The organism is Mycobacterium bulgaricum (genome assembly GCF_041287165.2).
In the GTDB taxonomy this organism is placed as follows: Bacteria; Actinomycetota; Actinomycetes; order Mycobacteriales; family Mycobacteriaceae; genus Mycobacterium; species Mycobacterium bulgaricum.
The window spans coordinates 23626-42854 of the sequence record NZ_JBGGKV020000009.1; the positions used below are offsets into that span (position 1 = coordinate 23626).

Consider the following 19229-nt stretch of genomic DNA (forward strand, 5'->3'; position numbering starts at 1 on the left):
CGTGACGCGAACCGCCTGTTCCTATTGCGGGGTCGGGTGCGGGATCTCGGTCGAGACCCGCACCGACCCCGCTTCGGGTGCCCCGGTCATCGCCCGGGTCTCCGGAGACAAGCTGCACCCCACCAATTTCGGGCGCCTGTGTACGAAAGGCGCGACGCACGCCGAGATGATGGCGGCCACCGACGGCAGGCTCACGACGGCGCTGCTGCGGCCGTCCCGCGACGCGGACCCCGTGGCCGTCGACGTCGATGACGCACTCGCCGAGGCGGGTGCGAGGCTGCGTGCGATCGTCGACGAACACGGCCCGGACGCGGTCGCGCTCTACGTCTCAGGTCAGATGTCGATCGAGGCGCAGTATCTGTCGACCAAGCTGGCCAAGGGTTTTCTGCGCACCGTCCACATCGAGTCGAACTCCCGGCTGTGCATGGCCAGTGCAGGCACCGGCTTCAAACAGTCGCTGGGCTCCGATGGTCCCCCCGGGTCGTACACCGACTTCGACTGCACCAACCTCTTCTTCGTCATCGGTTCCAACATGGCCGATTGCCACCCGATCCTGTACCTGCGGATGGCCGACCGACTCAAGGCGGGCGCCAAGCTCATCGTCGTCGACCCGCGCAGGACCACCACCGCAGACAAGGCCGACCTCTACTTGCCTATCCGGCCGGGCACCGATCTCGCGCTGCTGAACGGCATTCTGCACCTGCTTGTCGAAGACGGGGCCATCGACGGGGAGTTCATCGCCGACCACACCGAAGGCTGGGAGGCGATGCCGGAATTCCTCGCCGACTATCCGCCCGCGCGGGTCGCGGAGATCACCGGCCTCCCTGAGTCCGACATCCGCACCGCCGCCGACATGATCGCCGAGGCGGAGGACTGGGTGTCGTGCTGGACGATGGGTCTCAATCAGAGCACCCACGGCACGTGGAACACCAACGCGATCTGCAACCTGCACCTGGCCACCGGAGCCATCTGTCGCCCGGGCAGCGGACCGATGTCGCTCACGGGCCAGCCCAACGCCATGGGTGGACGCGAAATGGGTTACATGGGGCCGGGTCTACCCGGCCAGCGTGCGGTGCTCTCGGCCGACGACCGCGCGTTCGTCGAGACGCAGTGGAACCTCGAACCCGGCACCATCCGTTCCGAGGTCGGTCCCGGGACCGTCGAGATGTTCCGCCGAATGGGCGACGGTGACATCAAGGCCGCCTGGATCATCTGCACCAATCCTGTTGCCAGCGTGGCCAACAGGGATACTGTGATCGCCGGCCTGGAGTCCGCCGAGCTGGTCATCACGCAGGACACCTACGCCGAGACGGCCACCAATCGGTACGCCGACATCGTGCTGCCCGCCACCCTGTGGGCTGAGACCGACGCGGTGATGGTCAATTCCGACCGCACCCTCACACTGCTGCAGCAGTCCATCCCGCCCGTCGGGGACGCCCGCCCGGACTGGGAGCTGATCTGCGGGGTCGCCCGGCACCTCGGGTTCGGCGACGACTTCGACTTCAAGTCCAGCGAAGAAATCTTCGACGAGATCCGCCGGTTCCACAACCCGAGAACCGGATACGACCTGCGTGGTATCAGCTATGAGCGGCTACGTGGGACGCCGGTGCAGTGGCCGTGCGCCTCGGACGAACAGCCGGACCGCAACCCGATCCGCTACGTCAACGACGGTGTCTCCCAGGAGCTCCATACCGACGCCGACGGGCGCACACCCCGTTTGGCGTTCGCGACCCCGTCACGGCGCGCAGTGTTCCACGCGCGTCCGCACATGGATGCCGCCGAACTGCCCGACGCGGACTACCCGATCGTCCTCAATACCGGCCGCCTGCAACATCAGTGGCACACGATGACCAAGACTGGCAGGGTCGACAAGCTGAACAAGCTCAACCCCGGACCGTTCGTCGAGGTGAACCCCGACGACGCTGCGGTGCTGACTATTTCGGACGGCGCACAGGTCGAGCTGGTCACGCGGCGCGGCAGGGCGGTGTTGCCCGCGGTCGTCACCGACCGGGTCAGGCCCGGGAACACGTGGGTGCCGTTCCACTGGAACGATGAGCACGGCGCCGATCTGACAATCAACGCCCTCACCAACGACGCCGTCGACCCCGACTCGCTGCAGCCGGAGTTCAAGGTGTGCGCGGTGCGGTTGACCCCGGTCCGGGCCGCGTCGGGCGAACCGGAGCTGTCTGATGACGAAAAGCTGTACCTGGCCGGCTTTTTCGCCGGGATCGAGGAGGGGCGTCCCGGGGTGCCCGTGCTGCCGGCGAGCGCTCCGGTCAGTGCTCGGGCCAGGCTGTGGGTCGACGGCATGCTCGCAGGGCGATACTCCCGGCTCGGCCAGACCGACTCAGAACCCGGGACCGGGCCGCTCGTGCTGTGGGCCTCCCAGACGGGCAACGCCGAGGAGTTCGCGGGCAAGCTGGGCGGACGCCTCACCGGTGCCCGCCTGCGAGCGATGGACGACGTCGACCTGGCGGACCTGTCCGATGCCGGTGAGATCGTCATGGTCACCAGCACATTCGGCGACGGCGGGCCACCGGACAACGGCGCGGACTTCTGGGAGCGCCTCGAATCGCCGGACGCGCCGGCGCTGGACGGCGTGCGGTACACGGTGCTCGGCATCGGCGACAGGTCCTACGACAACTTCTGCGGCCACGCGAAGTCTCTGGATGCCCGGTTCGCCGACCTCGGCGCGACACGGATGCTCGACCGCGCCGACTGCGAGGCCTACGACGACGAGCCGATGACCCGGTGGGCTGACACCGTTGCGGACCTGATGGCCTCGCCGTCACGCGTGCCCGCACGGGAACCGGTCTCGCCGGCACGATTCACCCGAGCCAACCCCCTCGATGCCCCGCTGTGCCGCAATACCCGGCTCACGCCGCAGGATGCCGTCAAAGAGGTGCGGCAGTTCGGGTTCGACATCAGCGGTCACGACGTCAGCTACTCCGTCGGCGACTCCCTCGGTGTCTCCGTGGTCAATTCGAGCTTCGCAGTCGAGAGCTGGCTGTCCGCAACGGGATGCACCGGCTCCGAAGCCGTCCTTGTCGACGGTGCGCAGATCTCCCTGCGCGAGGCGCTGACATGGCACTACGACATCTGCAAGGTCACGTCGAACCTCGTCACGTTCGTCGCCGAGCACTGCCCCGACGCCGGAACCGCCAAGCGGCTGCGCAACGATCGCGGGGAACTCGACAAGTGGCTCGTCAACCGCAACGGGGTGGATGTGGTGCGCGAGTTCCCTGTTCGCGCCGATGCCGAGCTGTGGCAGGAAGTCCTGGTGCGGCTCACGCCTCGCCAGTATTCGATTTCCTCCAGTCCGCTGGTCAGCCCGCACGAAGTGCAACTCACCGTGTCCGTCGTGCGCTACCGGGGAGCGGACGGCGGTCCGCGCGGCGGCGTCGCGTCGACGTATCTGGCCGACCTGCCCGACGGCACCCCGGTTCCCGTATTCCTGCAGCGGTCCCCGCACTTCCGTCCGCCGGCGGACTCCGAAACGCCGATGATCATGGTGGGGCCGGGAACCGGGATCGCACCGTTCCGCGGTTTCCTGCAGGAACGGCGGGCGCTCGGTCACCGCGGACCCAACTGGCTGTTCTTCGGCGATCAACACCGGGCGCAGAACTTCTACTACCAGGACGACCTGCAGGACATGGTCGACGACGGGTTCCTCAACCGGCTCGACCTCGCCTTCTCCCGAGATCAGCGCAAACGGGTGTACGTACAGCACAAGATGCACGACTACGGCGCCGACGTGTGGCGCTGGCTCGACGACGGCGCCCACTTCTACGTCTGCGGGGATGCCACCAGGATGGCCAAGGACGTCGACGACACCCTCACCGACATCATCCGCACGCACGGCAAGATGAGCGCGGACGCCGCCCGCGACTACAAGCGCGCGATGGTTGCCGAGAAGCGCTACGTCCGCGACGTGTACTGATCGACCGACGGCACCTTTGGCCGCGCTGCCACCAGCAGCGCGCCCGCCGCGAACAACACCACCGTCGTCACCGGGAATCTGCCATGCGGCGCGAAACCGTTGGCGGACAACAGACTCAGCGCGAGGGCGCACGCACCCGTCCCGGCATAGAGCATGACCTCGGCCGCCGCAGCAGGCACCGGGACGGCGAACGTCGGCACCGGCGCGGCGAAAATGCGCCGCTGCCAGAACAACAGACACAGCAGCGCCGCCGTCACGACGGCCAGCACCAGCTCCCATTCCAGCCGCGCCAGCCACCACATGCCAGAGCCCAGCGGCGGCTGAGGCAGTAATCCGGCGGGGTAGGCGATAACTGTCACGACGATGACGGGCAGCATGTGCCAGAGGTAGAGCGCCATTACGTTGTTGTTCGCGACCGCGATGACCCGCCGCCATGCGCCCCGCGACAGTGCGCGATTCAACAGCGGCACGATAGCGAACAGCACGCCGATCTGCGCGGTGGCCAACGCGAGCAGCGCCAGCGACGGGGGAGCGGAATTCTCCACGCGGTCGCCCGGCACCCCGATCATCGCGATCGGGTAAGGGCCCCACGTCACGAGCATCGGCAGCGCCGCCGCGGCCGCGGCTGCCATGCCGACCAGTGCGCGTCGGCCGAGAAGCCCGCCATGCCAGGCGATTCCGAGCTGGTAGATCGTGGCCCAGCAGAAGAAATAGTTGGCCATCCGGATCTCCTGATGGCCGGTGCTGATGCCCACCACGTCGACGACGATGAGGCAGGCGGCCAGCACTGCGGGCACGGCGATTCCCCAGCGTTCATGTGCCGCAACCGCGATCGGCGTCAAGGCGACGACCATCAGGTACACGGCCAGAAACCACAGATGCATCGCGACGGCCCAGCCGCCGAGCTCGAGCACCTGACCGTCGATACCGGCGAGGTGCAGCACACCCATCACGACGAGCACGAATCCGGCATAGACCGCAGTGGGCCCCAGTACGCGTGCCACCCGGCGACGGATCCATTCCTGGCGTGACGTCGCCGGGTCGTGGCGGCTCCACGAGACCGCGCTCGCATATCCGGCGACGGCGAAGAAGACGGGCACCACCTGGAAGCCCCACGTGAGCCACTGCGTCCACGGCATCAGCTCAAGCGGATTGTCGCGTCCGAACTCGCCGTCGCGGTATGTCATGACCGACAGCAGCCAGTGCCCGATGACGACGAGCATCACCGCGGCGGACCGGTAGAGGTCGAGCGCGATCTCGCGGGAAGGTGAGGAGGCGGCACCGGTGGTATTCATCGGTGCCATTGTGGAGTGTCCGAGGGGGGACTTGTCCGTCTACGACACGGGTCGTGGTCTGGCGATTGGGGCGCTGACCGCTTCGGTCAAGCACCGGTCCACGTTTTTCGCTCAATCGCAACCCTGAGGAGCTCGCCCATCGGGCGGCCAGCCGTCGGTACCGGACTCAAGCGGAATATTCAGAGATCGAAGCAGGATCGAAAAGAGCCGCCAATTGGCGATTGCTCCGACAAGTTCGACCAAAACGGCGTGATCGCTATTGAATGCCTTCTGGCACCCAGCCCAGTTTTCCTCGGAGATGACCCCGTCGCGTACCACATCATCGGTCGCTGCGAGGACCGCACGCTCGACTGGCCCGAGGCTTTCGGAATTCTGCCAGTCGCGCACCGCCAGGAGATCATGCTCAGGCACGCCGAGCAGTGTGGCGATTCGCCAATGTTGAGTCCATTCGTATTCGGAGCCAGTAATCCAGCCGATGCGCATGATGACCAGCTCGCGTAGCCGCGCGTCAAGGGAACCGCGGAAGAGTAACGCGTCTAGCAGCCCATACAGCGCAACCGCCACACGCGGCTGATGAAGTGCCACGCGGAATACCGACAGGTCTGCCAACTCTTCGGGCAACCCACATTCGGCAGCTCGCAGCTGGGCCTGCTCACGGTCGAGCATCGGTACGCGTTCCGCCATGGTCACGGGTGGCCCTCTCTGTTGAACCTCTGCCCACGCCGTTAGGGCGTGGGCAAAAAGACGTTGTGCAGCGCCCCACTTGATCGGGCACTTTCATCTGCAAGCGAAGTGAGCAGCTGCGCGAGCCCAGCGAATCCGGTTGATTCTCTGGTGATCCGGTCGAACGGCCAGCGGCCCAGGGCGAGAATCTCGAGGGCTGCCCGGTGGGCGGGATACTCCACGCCGAGTGCGCCTACGACGTGTAATTCTTTATAGACCAACAAGTCTGGTTCAAACCGGGGCGCGCCGCCTCCTCCACGGGTGCCGGCCACCACAATTGTGCCGCCGGGCCTGGCAAGGCCGACGGCATCGGCGAACGCGGAGGGTGCTTTAGCGGTGACGTCGACGACCACGTCGGCAAGCCGTCCGCCTGTCTCACGCTGGAGCGCGGTCACTGCATCGTCCTGCGATACATCGATGGGCAGGTCGACACCGAATGATCTGGCTATGGCCAGTCGTTGTTCGTCGCGTGGGCCTACGCCGGTCATCGCGACGAACGCGGCTCCCGCCTCTTTGGCCGCCACCGCCGCACAGATTCCGCGGATGCCGGGCCCCAGGATCGCTACGACGTCCCCGGCCTTGGTGTCGGGAAGAGTCGCCCCCCACTGGATACCGGCCCCGAGAGGGTTGAACAACGTGGCGAGAACGGGGTCCATGTCTTCGGCAATCGGGAGCAGCATCGCGTCCCACGGAAGCTCCACATGGGTGGCGTATCCGCCCCATAAGCCCGCGCCGACCTCCACGTCGACAAACCCGAACATGGTGGCGATGCCGTTCACCGCGCACCGCCGGTATTCGCCGCGGCGGCACTCGGGGCAGTCTCGGCAGGACCGGAACACCTCAACGGCCACGCGCTGGCCGGCTTGTACACCCCAGCGTTGGCCAGCCGCAGCGCCAACATGTTCGACGATGCCGACGATTTCGTGCCCTGGAACGAATGAGAAGCCGGCAGGCAGGTGTCCGGTGAATTGTTCGTGATCTGTTCCGCACAGACCGCATGCTTCAACTCGCAGGATCGCACCCCGGTCGCCGACGTCGGGGATGGTCATCTGGCGCCGCTGCAGACTCCGCGGTCCGGTCAGCACCATCGCCTCGGCGATCATGGAAGCTCGAACCCGGTGAACGACCCTGTGTTTCGGAGGCACACCGTTTTACCTACGTACATTTCCGCGCCCATCGCCTCGGCGATCTGCGGATCGTCGCTGCGTGCGACGACTCTTTGCCCGTCGGACAGGTGCGCGATGATCGGAGTCCATCGAGGTTGGCCGTCTCGGTCGTAGACGACGGTGTATCCGTCGACTGTCGCGCAACCGGTCGCCTCGTCGGCGCCTGCGACGGCCAGCCGCGATGAATCGATTTGAGCTTGTTCGACCGCCGTGTCGAGCAGTCGCCACCCGGCTGGTGGCGGGGTGGCCGACCACACACCGACCGAATGCTTCGTCGAATACCACCCGAGGCCGGTGACGAGTCCGGCATCGGTTGGGTCGCGTCGGCACCGTCGGACCATCTCCACGATCGAGTGGCTGACGTAATTGTTTCCGGGACCGCCGTGATAAGGCAGGCCTCCGGTTACTGTGAGGCCTCTGTCGTCGAGGGGGTCCAAGTCGAGAGCCTCGGCAGCCATCTCAATTGCCGACGGGAAGCAGGAGTAGAGGTCGAACCACCGGATGTCGTCGGTGGTCAACCGGCCCGCATCGAGAGCCTTCCGTGCCGCTACCTCGATACCCGATGAGCGGCTGAGGTCCGGCCGTTCCACGGGGAAGTACACGTCGTTGCAAGTCGCTGCTGACCAGGGAAAGACCCAACGATCGCGCGCGACGCCTAATTCGTCCGCCACCTCGGCCGCCATGAGAATGAAGGCGGCAGCCATGTCGACGGACATGATGCTGTTGAGCAGCTTGGGATAGGGCAAGCAGACCATGCGGTTTTCCGCGGTGACTTCGCTGAGTTCGGTGGCACTTCGTGCGCGTGGGAACCAGGCCTGTTCCGGATGGCGTGCCGCCTCGGCTGTGAACGGGGCCATCAGCGTGCCCAGCCACTCCCGTTGAGCATCGAAGTCGCGGCCGTGGCGCGCGGCGATCGCGGACTCGAAGATGGGATACACCTCGTGCGGCCAACTCAGACCCACCGACAATTCGGCTTGACTCAGCCCGGGGCGGGCGTCGCCCAGGGATTCGTCGTCGGAGCGGGGTGGGGGCGGCGAGTCGAGAAGTGCCCCGCCCTGAAGCTTGCGTGCGGAATGCCCGCTCTCCGCCCCGACGACCAGGACGACATCTGCACGGCCTTCGCCTATTTCGCCACCCAACACTTCGACGAGATACTGCGGGGTGTTTCCGCCGACGGGACAGCTGATGCGGCGGGCGGGACTGATGTGCATCGCTTCGGCGATCCTGCTGGCGGGATTGTCGCGCGGTATGACCAGGATGCCCGGAGTCGCGACGGTGTCGATGCGCCGCTCGACCGGGCGACTTGCGTCTTTGACCGCGCGGCGTGCGGCTTCTACCGCCAAGTCGATCGGGTCCACGAAGTCGTTCCCGCGATGGGTAACTTCGCCCACGCCGACGACAACCGGGGTACGCGCTTCTACCAACATCGGCATCGGCATCCGCTCAGGGCCACGGGGCTGACTTGAGACATAACTGCGATGGTGTCATGTGCGTGGGCAAGTCACAATGGTGTGCGCTCGCGGCATACTGGCTGTGTGTCGACGAGGTTGTTGAGATGGGGCGCCGCCGCGCCGACAGATCGTGGGTCCGCTCGCGACCGGTTGCTCGATGCTGCCGAGCGGTGCCTCGAGAGTTGCGGTGTGGTGGGCACGACCATGGAGGACATCGGCAGAACAGCGGGTGTGTCCAGGGCAACGGTGTATCGCTACTTCCCCAGTCGGGAGGCGGTGATGTCGGGTGTCATCATTCGCGCCGCCGAGCGCTATCTCGACCGCATCAGCCCGCGGATCGCGGCGCACGCCGACCTGGGCTCCGCGCTCGTCGATTTCGTGGAATACACGGTTGAGGCCGCGCGCCGCGAAGAGATCATCGGATTGTTGTTCGGCAGCGACGAGGAACTCGCCGGCGTGGGTCTCGCGGCGGGGACCTCGACGTCCCTCTTCGAAATCGTCACCGAATTTCTGCGTCCCATCTTCACCAGACACTGGAGTTGCGTGGAACCGGGCGTCTCCGTCGACGACGCCGCCGAGTGGGTTGTCCGCACGATATTGAGCCTGCTGACTGTTCGAGGGCCGCGGGAGCGCAGTCGTGACGGACTCCGGGCGTTTCTGTCGAGGTTTCTCCTTCCGGCGATCCTGGCGGGTGACCACGCTCGACCGATGTGACATCTATGGCGTAATGTCTCGACGGCAGATGAGGTAGGAGGGCCTGTGCAATTCACCACGTTCAACGAACAGGTCGCTGAGCAACTAAAGAGCGCAGCAGAAACCACGGGCGGGTTGGCCGGTTACCTCGGCTTCCGTCACACCGAATTCACTGCGGGACGGCTCGTCGCGGAGATGGACGCACGCGACGACCTGAAGACGCCTTTCGGGAACCTGCATGGGGGCTGCTTATCGGCCATGGTCGACCACTGCCTCGGAGTGGTGTTTTATCCCGTGATTCCACTGGGATCTTGGGTCGCGACAACGGAGTTCAAACTGAATCTGCTTCGTCCGGTCTCTAGCGGCACCTGTGTAGCCACAGCCGAGATCATCTCGCTGGGCAGAACCAGCGGTGTGGCGCGTATCGACATCTGCAACGACGGCAGAGCGGTGTGTGCGGCCCAGGGAACCGTCACCGTCGTCGCACCGAAGACGAGCTCCTGATGTCGGCAAAGAGAACAGGCGATTCGTCGGCTCCTGTGGTCGAGCGCGTGCCCACGGCGGACGGGCTGACGCTGGCGGTCGACCTCTACCGCTGTGATGCGCCGCGGGCGGTCGTGTTGCTCCTTCACGGCGGAGGTCAAAGCCGACACGCCTGGGACGTCACCGCCCAACGCCTGCACCAGCGGGGCTACACGGTGGCCGCGTACGACACCAGGGGACACGGGGACAGCGACTGGGACCCCGACGGACGCTACGACGGGGACCGGCTTGGATCCGACCTATTGGCCGTGCGCTCATACGCCGATTCCGGCCGCCCCGTCGCCGCGATCGGCGCCTCTCTGGGCGGCTTGACCATTCTCGGAACACACTTGCTCGCCCCGCCGGACCTATGGCAGGCCGTCGTCCTGGTTGACGTCACTCCGCGAATGGAGATGGAAGGCGCCCGACGAGTCGTAGCGTTCATGTCGGCACACCCCGAAGGTTTCGACAGCCTAGAGTCGGCCGCTGACGTGATCGCCGCCTACAACCCGCACCGCCCTCGCCCCGAAAACCTCGACGGCCTCCGAAAAGTCCTCGCCCGTCGCGAAGACGGTCGCTGGGCCTGGCGATGGGATCCAGCTTTCGTGACGTCGAATTTCCAGTTCCTGCAGGGTGATCCAGACGAAGGCGCTAAAGACTTCGACATGATGAGCGCGTTCCTTCTTGATGGTGCGAGGCAGGTGTCCGCGCCAACGCTGCTGGTCCGGGGCCTACTATCTGACATGGTCTCCGAAGAGACAGTAAAGCATTTCCTGACCGTCGTTCCGCACGCGCAAACCGTTGACGTATCGGGCGCGGGACACATGATTGCCGGCGACAACAACGACGCATTCTCGACGGCGGTCGTCGAATTCCTCGACAGGACCACATGAACCCTGCTGTCGGTTGACTGCCCATGTAGGGCTGGCGCCTATCCTGCTCCTATGCCAACTGAACCAGCGCGGGTGTCTTTCCGCCGGCATGTGCGCGAAAAGGTTTTGAGGGCGACACGAGAACTCGCCATCGAGAAGGGCTGGGATCAGGTCCGGATGAGCGAGGTTGCCGAATCGGTCGGCGTCTCCCGCCCGACGTTGTACAAAGAGTTCGGCGACAAACAGGGGCTCGGCGACGCGCTTGTGGTGTCGGAGGGCCAGCGCTTTATGGAAGGCATTCTTGCCGTCCTTGCCGAACACGTGGGCGACGTGCGGGGCGGCATCACCGCAGCGGTGCAATTCACCCTCTGTGAAGCAGAAGACAGCCCGCTCCTCAAGGCAGTTCTGACGTCCAACCCTTCGGGGAATGATCGCGGTGGCTCGTCGTCTACTGGAGTCCTACCTCTTCTGCCGACGTCGGCTTCCCTGCTTCAGCTCTGCTCCGCGGCTCTGATCACGTGGTTTAACGACCACTTCGACGATCTCGATCCCGAAGACGTTGAGGAGGTCGCAGATGTTCTGGTGCGACTGACAGTGAGTCATGTTGTACTCCCAGCCGCGGACATCGCCACCACCGGTGAGCGGATCTCCCGCGTAGCACTCAGGTACCTGGGAGTTGTCCACAGTTTGTAACTAGCAAGCTCTCGTGTCAGATCGAGCCGGCGAGGAGCTCTGAGCGGTCAACTCGGAGCTGCTGGCTGATGGCCCGCTTACTGAACATGAAATCGCGAGGACGGTTGACGCAGTCGGCGGCGATGAGTTCACGATCGCGGAAGTAGAAGCAGCTGAAGTCACGGTCACGCGACGGGTCGCCGCTGAAGACCACTTCGTCGTATCCGGTGTTGAGACCGGCGATCTGGAGTTTGAGATCGTACTGGTCGGACCAGAACCACGGAAGCGCAGCGATTGCGCTGTGTTTTCCGCAGATTGTCGCCGCAGCGATCTTGGCCTGCTCGCCGGCGCTCGATACGGATTCCAAACGAATACGCGAGCCGTATCGAGCCATGGTGTGGCTGGTGCAGTCGCCGGCGGCCACGATGTCGGGGTCGCTGGTGCGGGCCTGGTCGTCGATCACGATGCCGTTGTCGACGGATAATCCTGCGGCCGAGGCGAGCTCGGTGTTCGGCACCACACCGACGCCGACGATGACCAAGTCGGCGGGGATCGGTTCGCCGCCTGCCAGCACGACCTCCTGCACTCTGCCGTTGCCGGAGAAGGCTTCGACGAGAGCGTGTGTTCGGATCTCCACTCCCTCGCCGTTGTGGATTCGGGTGTAAAACGCGGAAACCTCCGGCGCGGTGACCCGTTCGAGTACACGCTCGGTTGCCTCGAGGACGGTGACGTTCATGCCGAGCGAACACAGCGAGGCCGCCGTTTCCAACCCGATGTAACCGCCGCCCACGATCACAACCCTCCGACCCGGTGTAGCGGCGGCACGGATCAACTCGACGTCTGCAGCGGTACGCAGGTAGTGAATTCCGGGAAGATCCACCCCTGGTGTGGGGAGTCGTCTGGCCCTTGCGCCGGTGCACAACGCGAGCTTGGTGTACGTCAGCGTGTCGCCGGTGCTCAGAGACACACGCTTGGCACTCCGGTGGATCGCCTCCACGGTCGCATTCAAGAGTCGAATGTGCTGCTTTTCGTAGAAATCAGCGCCGCGAATCAGGAGGTCGTCGAGGCCGTTCTTGCCGGCCAGGTATCCCTTCGACAACGGAGGCCGGTGGTAGGGCAGTCCCCCCTCGTCGCCGATGAGCACGACCTCCCCAGACCACCCCTCCCTTCGAAGATTAGCTGCCAACTGCGCGCCGGCGTGGCTCGCGCCGACGATCACCGCTCGTTCGGGAGTCACGCACTTGGCCTGGGAGTGAGGCGAACCATCAGCTTGCTGATACCCCTGACGAAATTCGATTGCACATACTCGGGTTCGCCGACCACCTCGATGTTCTCAAAGCGAGGGAGCAATTCCTCCCACAGGATTCGAAGCTGCAACTCAGCAAGTCGGTTTCCCATGCACCTGTGCACGCCGAACCCGAACGAGATGTGATTGCGGGCGTTGCTCCTATCGATGATCAACTCATCGGCCCGCTCGAAGACACGCTCATCGCGGTTACCAGAGGCGTACCACATCACGACCTTGTCGCCCTTGCGGATGAATTGCCCGTTCAACATGATGTCTTTTTTCGCGACTCGGCGCATGTACGCCAACGGGGTCTGCCAGCGAATGATCTCGGATACCATGTTGGGAATCAGGTCAGGGTTCGCCTTCAACTTCTCGAACTGATCGGGGAACTGGTTCAAGGCGAGAACCCCTCCGCTCATCGAGTTGCGAGTCGTGTCGTTTCCCCCGACGATCAGCAGTACCAAATTGCCGAGGAATTCCATCGGGCGGTCGATGAGATCCTTAGTGTCCTCGTTGGCCTGCAGCATCGTGATCAGATCGAAGCCCGGTCGCTCCCCGTTGGCGGTACGGGCCGCCTTGTCATGCCAGAGAGCGCTGAGACCCTTCGCCATGTCGACCATGCCACGAAACACTCTGTCGTTGTCGGAAGGACCACCATTGGCTTGCTCCATGGAGGTGGCGAGGTCCGACCATTCCACGAGCTTGTGCCGCTGCTCGTACGGGAAGTCCAGCAGGGTCGCGAGCATGCGCGCTGTCAGTTCGATGGAGACGTGGTGCACCCAATTGAACGGCTGATCCACCGGTAGATCGTCCAGCACTTCCTGGACACGCGAGCGGATCAGCCCCTCCATCTCGCGCAGGTTCTTCGGCGCGACAACCCCTTGGACGGAAGCGCGCTGCAAGTCGTGTTGTGGCGGATCCATCGCGATGAACATGGCGATGTCCATGAAGCGGGGCGGTCTCCCGATGATGATGAACGGCTCTGCGGAGAAAGCCTCGTGGTTCTTGTCGACGGCGATGATGTCCGCGTGGCGGGTCACCGACCAGAACGGGCCGAACGCACTGTGAGCCTGGTAGTGCACCGGCGCCTCGTTGCGCACGCGTTCGAAGTAGGACTTCCAGCGGCCTTGGCGGTAGAGGAACGGGTTGCTGAGATCGATGTCGGCGATATCAACGTCCTCGACCGGAGGAATGGGCGTCTCGGTGAAGATCTTCTTACCATTGGTTCCGGTTACCCACCGGCGTGTCTTGTCGTAGAGGTGTGCGCCGCGGATTTGCAGCTCCAGAGGCACGGCAGACTGGGCTTTGGCGGCCACTGCCGCGGGAATACTCATTATTGTTTCCTCCAAATCCATGACGTTGTTTCAGAGCTGGAACTCAGGTAGCTCGACCGTCAAGCCATCCCATGCCTCGGAGGCGGACATCTGGCAAGACAGCCTCGACGTCCGCTGACGCTCGGGGTTCATCGCGAGCATCTCCTCTTCGTTGGCGCCGCAGAGTCCCACCGTGTCCGACCACTCGGGAGCGACGATCACGTGGCACGTTCCGCATGCGGCTTCCCCTCCACAATCGCCGTCGATGCCGGGCACCGCGTTGTTGACCGCAACCTGCATCAAGGACTGCCCTTCGGCCAAGGGGGCTTCGTACTTCTCGCCGTCGTGAGAGACGAAGGTGACGACTGCCATGATTAACTCTCCTCAATTTGGAACTCCTCTATTTAGCGTTGTCGCGCGTGACCAGCGTCGCTAGGCTCGCAGGAGTCAAAAAGTTGTGTTTTTAGCTCACGCGCAGGGAGGCACGTGAAACTCGACGACTCGGGTATGCCAGCGCTGGCTTTCCTGCAGATGCTGGACAGTGAGGCGCTGGGGCATGACGCCAGCATTGCGCTCCGCAGCATCATGGTTCGCGAGCACGTTACCGAGTCGATGTTGGTGGGTCGCGACGCGCAGGTCCCCTTACGGTGGTTCAGGGAGATATATTCCGATTTCGATTGTGATCAGGGAACCCGTCTGGGTTTCGCGTTCGCTGAACACGCCAAACTGACGTCCTTTGGGGCACTCAGTGTTCCCTTGGTCAGCGCGGGCTCGGTAGCCGAGGTTGTCGAGTTGCTTGCTTATCTGCCGGTGATCACCACAGCCCTCAGCCCGACGTTCCATTCGACGGAACGCGGCCTCACGATCGGGCTCACCGGTCGCACCGGTGACGCGGGCCTGAACTGCCTGGCCGTCACCTACGGTGGGCTGGCGCTGTTGCGTCTGCTCGACATGCTCGCGGGTGCCGTACCGAATATTGAACTGCATTTAAGTCATTCAGCGCCGGAGTCGTGGGTTCTTCATGACGAAGTGTTGGCGGGTCGGATCTTCTTCGACGCCCCCAGCTCGTTCGTCCACGTTCCCGCGGCTTCGCTCGAGGAGGTCTGTCGATTCTCCGATCCTGTGGCGTACCGGATTGCCGTCACCGATTTGCAGCGAACTCTCGATCAACGACGTGACACGTCGGTCTCCGAAAAAGTAAGGGACCTGCTCGAAAAAGATCCCGGAAAAACGAACATCAGCCGGACGGCGGGCGAGCTTTCGATATCCCCGAGCACGTTGAAGCGGCGCCTCCGCGAAGAGGGGACCACCTTTCGCGAATTGCGTCAGTCGTTCTTGCGGGAGCGAGCAATTCTGCGACTTCTCGACAGATCGTTGTCTGTAAGCGAGATCGCGGCAGAACTCGGGTACGCGGAGCTCACGAACTTCACACATGCCTTCAAACGGTGGACCGGTCGTTCACCGCGCCACTTCAGAAAAACGCGCGACTGAGGGCTATAGATCCGCCCCGGCGTGTGCCGGGCGACCATCGGAACCAGCGGGCTTCACGATCGGCCTCATCTGTCACCTGGACATCGTCGAGAAACGACACGATCGGCGCGGGTTTCGGTCATCGCAGCACCCTCTTGGGAAGAGGCGCAAGGACATTCCAGAGAATCCATACCGCGCTAGCGGCGGGTGCGGGCGGGGGTGACGCGGACCTCTAGGCACGCTATGCTAACCGTCGTTCACGTCGGGACCGGCGTTGGACGCGTGGTCGAGAGGAGTCCGGATGCCACACGACCAGCCGGCCATCATCGGTGCCGCCGAACTCGCTCCAGGGAGAAACGTTCCGTACACCTCCACTGAATTGCATGTGCGCGCCGCGGTCGCGGCTCTCGCCGACGCAGGGGTGGTCCCAGACGAGGTCGACGGTCTGGTGTGCGCCGGGCCGATGACGAACGAGGGTTCGATCTTCCTGTCCGAGGACCTCATGGACTATCTCGGGCTGCACAATCTGAAACTTCAGATGACCTGTCAGCTTGGCGGCGGGACCCATCTCGCCATGACGCGCATGGCGAGTAACGTCATCGCCCGGGGCGAGGCCGAGACGGTGCTGGTCGTGTCGGCGGGCAAGTTTCCACCGATCCGCGATGGCGGGCGCGAACTGATGGCGCTGGTGTGTGACCACGCGTTCGAGATGCCCTATGGACCGTCCGTGCCGGCGCTCTACGGTTTGATCGCGCAGGCCTGGATGCACGAGACGGGACAGGGCAAGGCGGACATCGCCGAGGTCACCGTGTCGCAGGACCGTTGGGCCGCACTGAACCCCGCGGCTATCGCGCACGGCGCTCAACGCCTGACTGTGGAGGACGTGCTGGCGTCCCGGCCGATCGCCGGGCCGTTCCACTTCTACCACTGCTCGATTCCCTGCGAGGGCGGTGGCGCGCTGGTGCTGGGCTCGGCCCGCCGGGCTCGCGCGGGCAAGCACCGGCCGGTGCATTTGCTGGGCTTTGGAGAGGGTCACACCCACGGTTTTCTGACCTCGCTGGCCCGGCCGGGTCGTACCGGGGCCGCCCGTTCGGGTCCGATGGCCTTTGAGCGCTCCGGACGGGCGCCGGCCGACGTCGACATCGCTTTGCTCTACGACGCCTTCGCCTCCAACCCGGCGATGATCCTTGAGGAGGCGGGTTTCGTGAAGCCCGGTGGGGCAGGCGATTTCTACCGTGACGGCTGCGCCGATCCGGGGGGCGACCTTCCGGTGAACACCGACGGCGGCCTAATCCGGTTCGGGCACACCGGGACCTCCTCTGGCATTTCGCAGATCCTTGAGGGTTACTGGCAGTTGTCCGGTCGCGCCGAGGGCCGTCAGGTGCCCGGGGCGGATACCGCGTTCGTGCACAGCTACGGCTCGATGCTGTGCAGTCACGTCAGCATGGTGATGGAGGGAGCGTCATGACCGCAGCTTCGAGTTCTCTCGACGGTCTGCACGATCCTGAGGCGCTGCCGCCGCTGACCGATGTCAACCGTCCCTACTTCGCAGCAGCGGCCCGCGGTGTACTCGTCTTCCAGCGGTGCGCGAACGACCACCCTTTCCTCTACCCGCGGCTGGTGTGTCCCGTCTGCCATGACGGTGAGTTGGCCTGGGAGACCGCGGCGGGTACTGGTGAGATCGTCAGTTTCGCGCCGGTGTACCGCCCCCCGTGGGACTCGTTCCCGCGCAGCGAGCCGTACGTCGTCGTGCTCGTTCGTCTGGACGAGGGGCCGCAGTTGTTGGCCAGTCTCGAGGGCGTGGCCCCAGATGAAGTTGCGATCGGGGCGAGAGTGCGCGCAGTGTTCGAGCGGGTGAACGAGGACCTTGGGCTGGTCCGATTCAGGCTGGCGGCGTCGTGACCACGTACGGGGTCTCGGTGCTCGGCGCGGACTTGGCCACCCTTGTCGAGACCGCCGAGGCTACCGACCTCGCCGGCTTCGACGCCGCCTGGGCCTCGGAGTTCTACTCGCGCTCCGGCTCGATCTCGATGGCCGCGATGGCCGCGCGCACAAAGCGCTGCCGCATCGGGTCGTCGATCCTGTATGGCGTCGGGCGCAGCCCGCTCGTGCTCGCCACCGAGGCGCGTGACCTCGACGAGCTTTCAGGCGGGCGCGTCGTACTCGGGCTCGGCAACGGTACACGCCGCATGATGAGCGACTGGCACGGCGTGGAGGACACCTCCGCTCCCGCTCTGCGCATGGAGGAGCTGGTCCCGCTCGTGCGTCGGATCTGGAACCTGCACGAGGGCCCCGTGCGCCATGAGGGGCGCTTCTACCGGATGAATCTCGTCCCAACCGGCGACGTCGCGCCGCCGAAGCGAGCGATCCCGATCATCACCGCGGGCGTGCGTCCGCGGATGTGCGAGGTGGCAGGGCGCGTAGCCGACGGGTTGGCTGGTCATCCGCTGTTCACCACGACTTACGTCGAGGAGGTCGCCCGCCCAGCCGTCGTGCGCGGTGCGGAGCGGGCCGGACGCGATCCCGCCGACATTGAGATCGTCTCGATGGTCATCTGCGCGGTGCACGACGACCCACAGATCGCACGTCGTGAGGCCGCGCAGCAGATCGCGTTCTACTCCTCGGTGAAGACCTACGAGCACGTGCTCGACGTCAGCGGTTTCGCCAGGCAGGCAGCGGCCATCCGCGACGCGTTCGCACGGCGTGACCTGCCGGCCATGTTCGCCGCGGTCACCGACGACATGATCGACGCGATGGCGGTGGCCGGCACCGCCGCCGAGGTCCGAGAAGGGCTGCGCCGCTACGAGGGCGTGCTGGACCACATCGTTCTCTACTCACCCTCGATTGGTCTCGCGCCCGAGCGCATCGCCGAGAACCTCGGCAGCCTCATTCGCGATTGTGCGCCGGCCTTCGCCGGCGGGAAAGGTGACCAGAGTGGCTGACGCATCGCTCATCGGGACGCAACTCGGGAGGACCACGTTTCCCGTCGACCGGTCCAAAGTGCGCGAGTTCGCACTTTCGCTCGGCGACCGCGACCCGATCTACCAGGACGTCGCGGCCGCCCGCGCCGCCGGCTTCGGCGCGATCCCCGCTCCTCCGACCTTCGTCGTCTCCTCGGCTCACTGGCGCGCCGACGACGACATGTTCGGCGCCCTCGGGCTCGACCTGCGACGCGTACTGCACGGTGAGTGCGGCTGGGAGTATTTCGCGCCGGTGTTCGTCGGCGACGAGCTCACCGAGACTCGTCGGGTGTCGAACGTGACCAGCCGCGAGGGGAAGCGCGGCGGCATCATGACAATCGTGACGATCGAGACCGACTTCACCAACCAGCGCGACGAACTCGTCGTGCGCCAGACCGACGTCTTGATCGAAACCGGAGGCTCCACCCAATGACGACATCCCCCGCGCCGGTGGCGTTGGCCATCGGCGACGAGATGCCGACCTCACAGTTCGGCCCGCTGACGCGCTCGCACATCGTTCGCTACGCCGGCTCCGGCGGCGACTTCAACCCGATCCACCACGACGAAGAGTTCGCCCGCGCGGCCGGCATGCCCGGTGTGTTCGGCATGGGACTGCTGCACGGCGGTGTGCTCGCGCAGCGGCTGACCGCCTGGGTGGGGCTGGCCAACATCCGCTCGTTCCGCATCCGGTTCACCGGTCAGGTATGGCCCGGTGACCTGCTCAGCTTCGGCGGCAGGGTCACCGGCGTGCGCGAGGCCGGAGGGCAGCAGGTGGCAGACCTCGAACTCGTGGTCACGCGCCAGACCGGCGAACCCGCGATAAAGGGGAGCGCCGTCGTGCAGGTGACCCGGTGAGCGCGCCAA

Annotated in this window: 18 protein-coding genes; 11 read left to right on the top strand and 7 right to left on the bottom strand. The window is 65.0% G+C overall.

Going from position 1 to position 19229, the window contains the following annotated elements:
- Nucleotide 1: 1 nt before the first annotated feature.
- On the top strand, nt 2–3940 hold the full coding sequence (locus tag ACAG24_RS21530) for a bifunctional nitrate reductase/sulfite reductase flavoprotein subunit alpha (protein ID WP_370474586.1): 3939 nt from the start codon (nt 2–4) through the stop codon (nt 3938–3940).
- Here ACAG24_RS21530 and ACAG24_RS21535 read toward each other — a convergent pair.
- The 4 genes from ACAG24_RS21535 to ACAG24_RS21550 all read right to left on the bottom strand — a co-directional run bounded on the left by ACAG24_RS21535 (nt 3919) and on the right by ACAG24_RS21550 (nt 8551).
- Nucleotides 3919–5244: an acyltransferase family protein gene (locus ACAG24_RS21535; RefSeq protein WP_370474584.1), complete on the bottom strand. Its 1326-nt coding sequence runs from the start codon at nt 5242–5244 to the stop codon at nt 3919–3921. The two genes, ACAG24_RS21530 and ACAG24_RS21535, sit on opposite strands and share 22 nt — an antisense overlap.
- A 102-nt stretch (nt 5245–5346) precedes the next feature.
- Nucleotides 5347–5925, bottom strand: a complete 579-nt coding sequence (locus ACAG24_RS21540) for a carboxymuconolactone decarboxylase family protein (protein WP_014382408.1) — start codon at nt 5923–5925, stop codon at nt 5347–5349.
- A 35-nt stretch (nt 5926–5960) separates the two neighbouring features.
- A complete protein-coding gene (locus tag ACAG24_RS21545; RefSeq protein ID WP_011560608.1) occupies nt 5961–7061 on the bottom strand; it encodes a zinc-dependent alcohol dehydrogenase in 1101 nt (366 codons plus the stop codon).
- Nucleotides 7058–8551 (bottom strand): acetyl-CoA acetyltransferase, encoded by a 1494-nt coding sequence (locus ACAG24_RS21550; protein ID WP_024445489.1) that lies wholly within the window; start codon nt 8549–8551, stop codon nt 7058–7060. The genes ACAG24_RS21545 and ACAG24_RS21550 overlap by 4 nt, the downstream gene beginning before the upstream one ends.
- A gap of 84 nt (nt 8552–8635) precedes the next feature.
- Between ACAG24_RS21550 and ACAG24_RS21555 the strand changes: the two genes are divergently transcribed.
- From ACAG24_RS21555 to ACAG24_RS21570, 4 genes are all read left to right on the top strand, one after another.
- Nucleotides 8636–9289, top strand: coding sequence for a TetR/AcrR family transcriptional regulator (locus tag ACAG24_RS21555; RefSeq protein WP_370474583.1), 654 nt, complete (start codon nt 8636–8638; stop codon nt 9287–9289).
- Nucleotides 9290–9334: 45 nt separating this feature from the next.
- On the top strand, nt 9335–9772 hold the full coding sequence (locus ACAG24_RS21560) for a PaaI family thioesterase (RefSeq protein WP_011560605.1): 438 nt from the start codon (nt 9335–9337) through the stop codon (nt 9770–9772).
- On the top strand, nt 9772–10683 hold the full coding sequence (locus tag ACAG24_RS21565; protein WP_011560604.1) for an alpha/beta fold hydrolase: 912 nt from the start codon (nt 9772–9774) through the stop codon (nt 10681–10683). The genes ACAG24_RS21560 and ACAG24_RS21565 overlap by 1 nt, the downstream gene beginning before the upstream one ends.
- A 90-nt stretch (nt 10684–10773) precedes the next feature.
- The gene (locus tag ACAG24_RS21570) at nt 10774–11355 is read left to right on the top strand and encodes a TetR/AcrR family transcriptional regulator (RefSeq protein ID WP_005110548.1); all 582 of its coding nucleotides are present in this window, start codon (nt 10774–10776) and stop codon (nt 11353–11355) included.
- A 16-nt stretch (nt 11356–11371) separates the two neighbouring features.
- On the opposite strand, the gene ACAG24_RS21575 is transcribed toward ACAG24_RS21570, so the two are convergent.
- The 3 genes from ACAG24_RS21575 to ACAG24_RS21585 are packed head-to-tail and all read right to left on the bottom strand — an operon-like array spanning nt 11372 to nt 14307.
- Nucleotides 11372–12571 (bottom strand): NAD(P)/FAD-dependent oxidoreductase, encoded by a 1200-nt coding sequence (locus ACAG24_RS21575; protein ID WP_011560602.1) that lies wholly within the window; start codon nt 12569–12571, stop codon nt 11372–11374.
- Entirely contained in the window at nt 12568–13956 is a 1389-nt protein-coding gene (locus tag ACAG24_RS21580) for a cytochrome P450 (protein ID WP_011560601.1), read from the bottom strand. Before ACAG24_RS21580 ends, ACAG24_RS21575 begins: the two co-directional genes overlap by 4 nt.
- A gap of 30 nt (nt 13957–13986) precedes the next feature.
- Nucleotides 13987–14307 (bottom strand): 2Fe-2S iron-sulfur cluster-binding protein, encoded by a 321-nt coding sequence (locus ACAG24_RS21585; RefSeq protein WP_011560600.1) that lies wholly within the window; start codon nt 14305–14307, stop codon nt 13987–13989.
- 114 nt (nt 14308–14421) lie between these two features.
- Here ACAG24_RS21585 and ACAG24_RS21590 point away from each other — a divergent pair, with 114 nt between their 5' ends.
- The 6 genes from ACAG24_RS21590 to ACAG24_RS21615 all read left to right on the top strand — a co-directional run bounded on the left by ACAG24_RS21590 (nt 14422) and on the right by ACAG24_RS21615 (nt 19220).
- Entirely contained in the window at nt 14422–15426 is a 1005-nt protein-coding gene (locus tag ACAG24_RS21590; protein WP_011560599.1) for a helix-turn-helix domain-containing protein, read from the top strand.
- A gap of 280 nt (nt 15427–15706) precedes the next feature.
- On the top strand, nt 15707–16873 hold the full coding sequence (locus tag ACAG24_RS21595) for a thiolase family protein (protein ID WP_011560598.1): 1167 nt from the start codon (nt 15707–15709) through the stop codon (nt 16871–16873).
- A complete protein-coding gene (locus ACAG24_RS21600) occupies nt 16870–17307 on the top strand; it encodes a Zn-ribbon domain-containing OB-fold protein (protein WP_011560597.1) in 438 nt (145 codons plus the stop codon). Before ACAG24_RS21595 ends, ACAG24_RS21600 begins: the two co-directional genes overlap by 4 nt.
- Nucleotides 17304–18347, top strand: coding sequence for an LLM class flavin-dependent oxidoreductase (locus ACAG24_RS21605; RefSeq protein WP_014382413.1), 1044 nt, complete (start codon nt 17304–17306; stop codon nt 18345–18347). The genes ACAG24_RS21600 and ACAG24_RS21605 overlap by 4 nt, the downstream gene beginning before the upstream one ends.
- Complete coding sequence (locus ACAG24_RS21610; RefSeq protein ID WP_011560595.1) at nt 18340–18798, top strand: FAS1-like dehydratase domain-containing protein; 459 nt, start codon at nt 18340–18342, stop codon at nt 18796–18798. Before ACAG24_RS21605 ends, ACAG24_RS21610 begins: the two co-directional genes overlap by 8 nt.
- Nucleotides 18795–19220, top strand: a complete 426-nt coding sequence (locus ACAG24_RS21615; protein WP_011560594.1) for a dihydroxy-acid dehydratase — start codon at nt 18795–18797, stop codon at nt 19218–19220. The genes ACAG24_RS21610 and ACAG24_RS21615 overlap by 4 nt, the downstream gene beginning before the upstream one ends.
- The last annotated feature ends 9 nt before the right edge of the window (nt 19221–19229 follow it).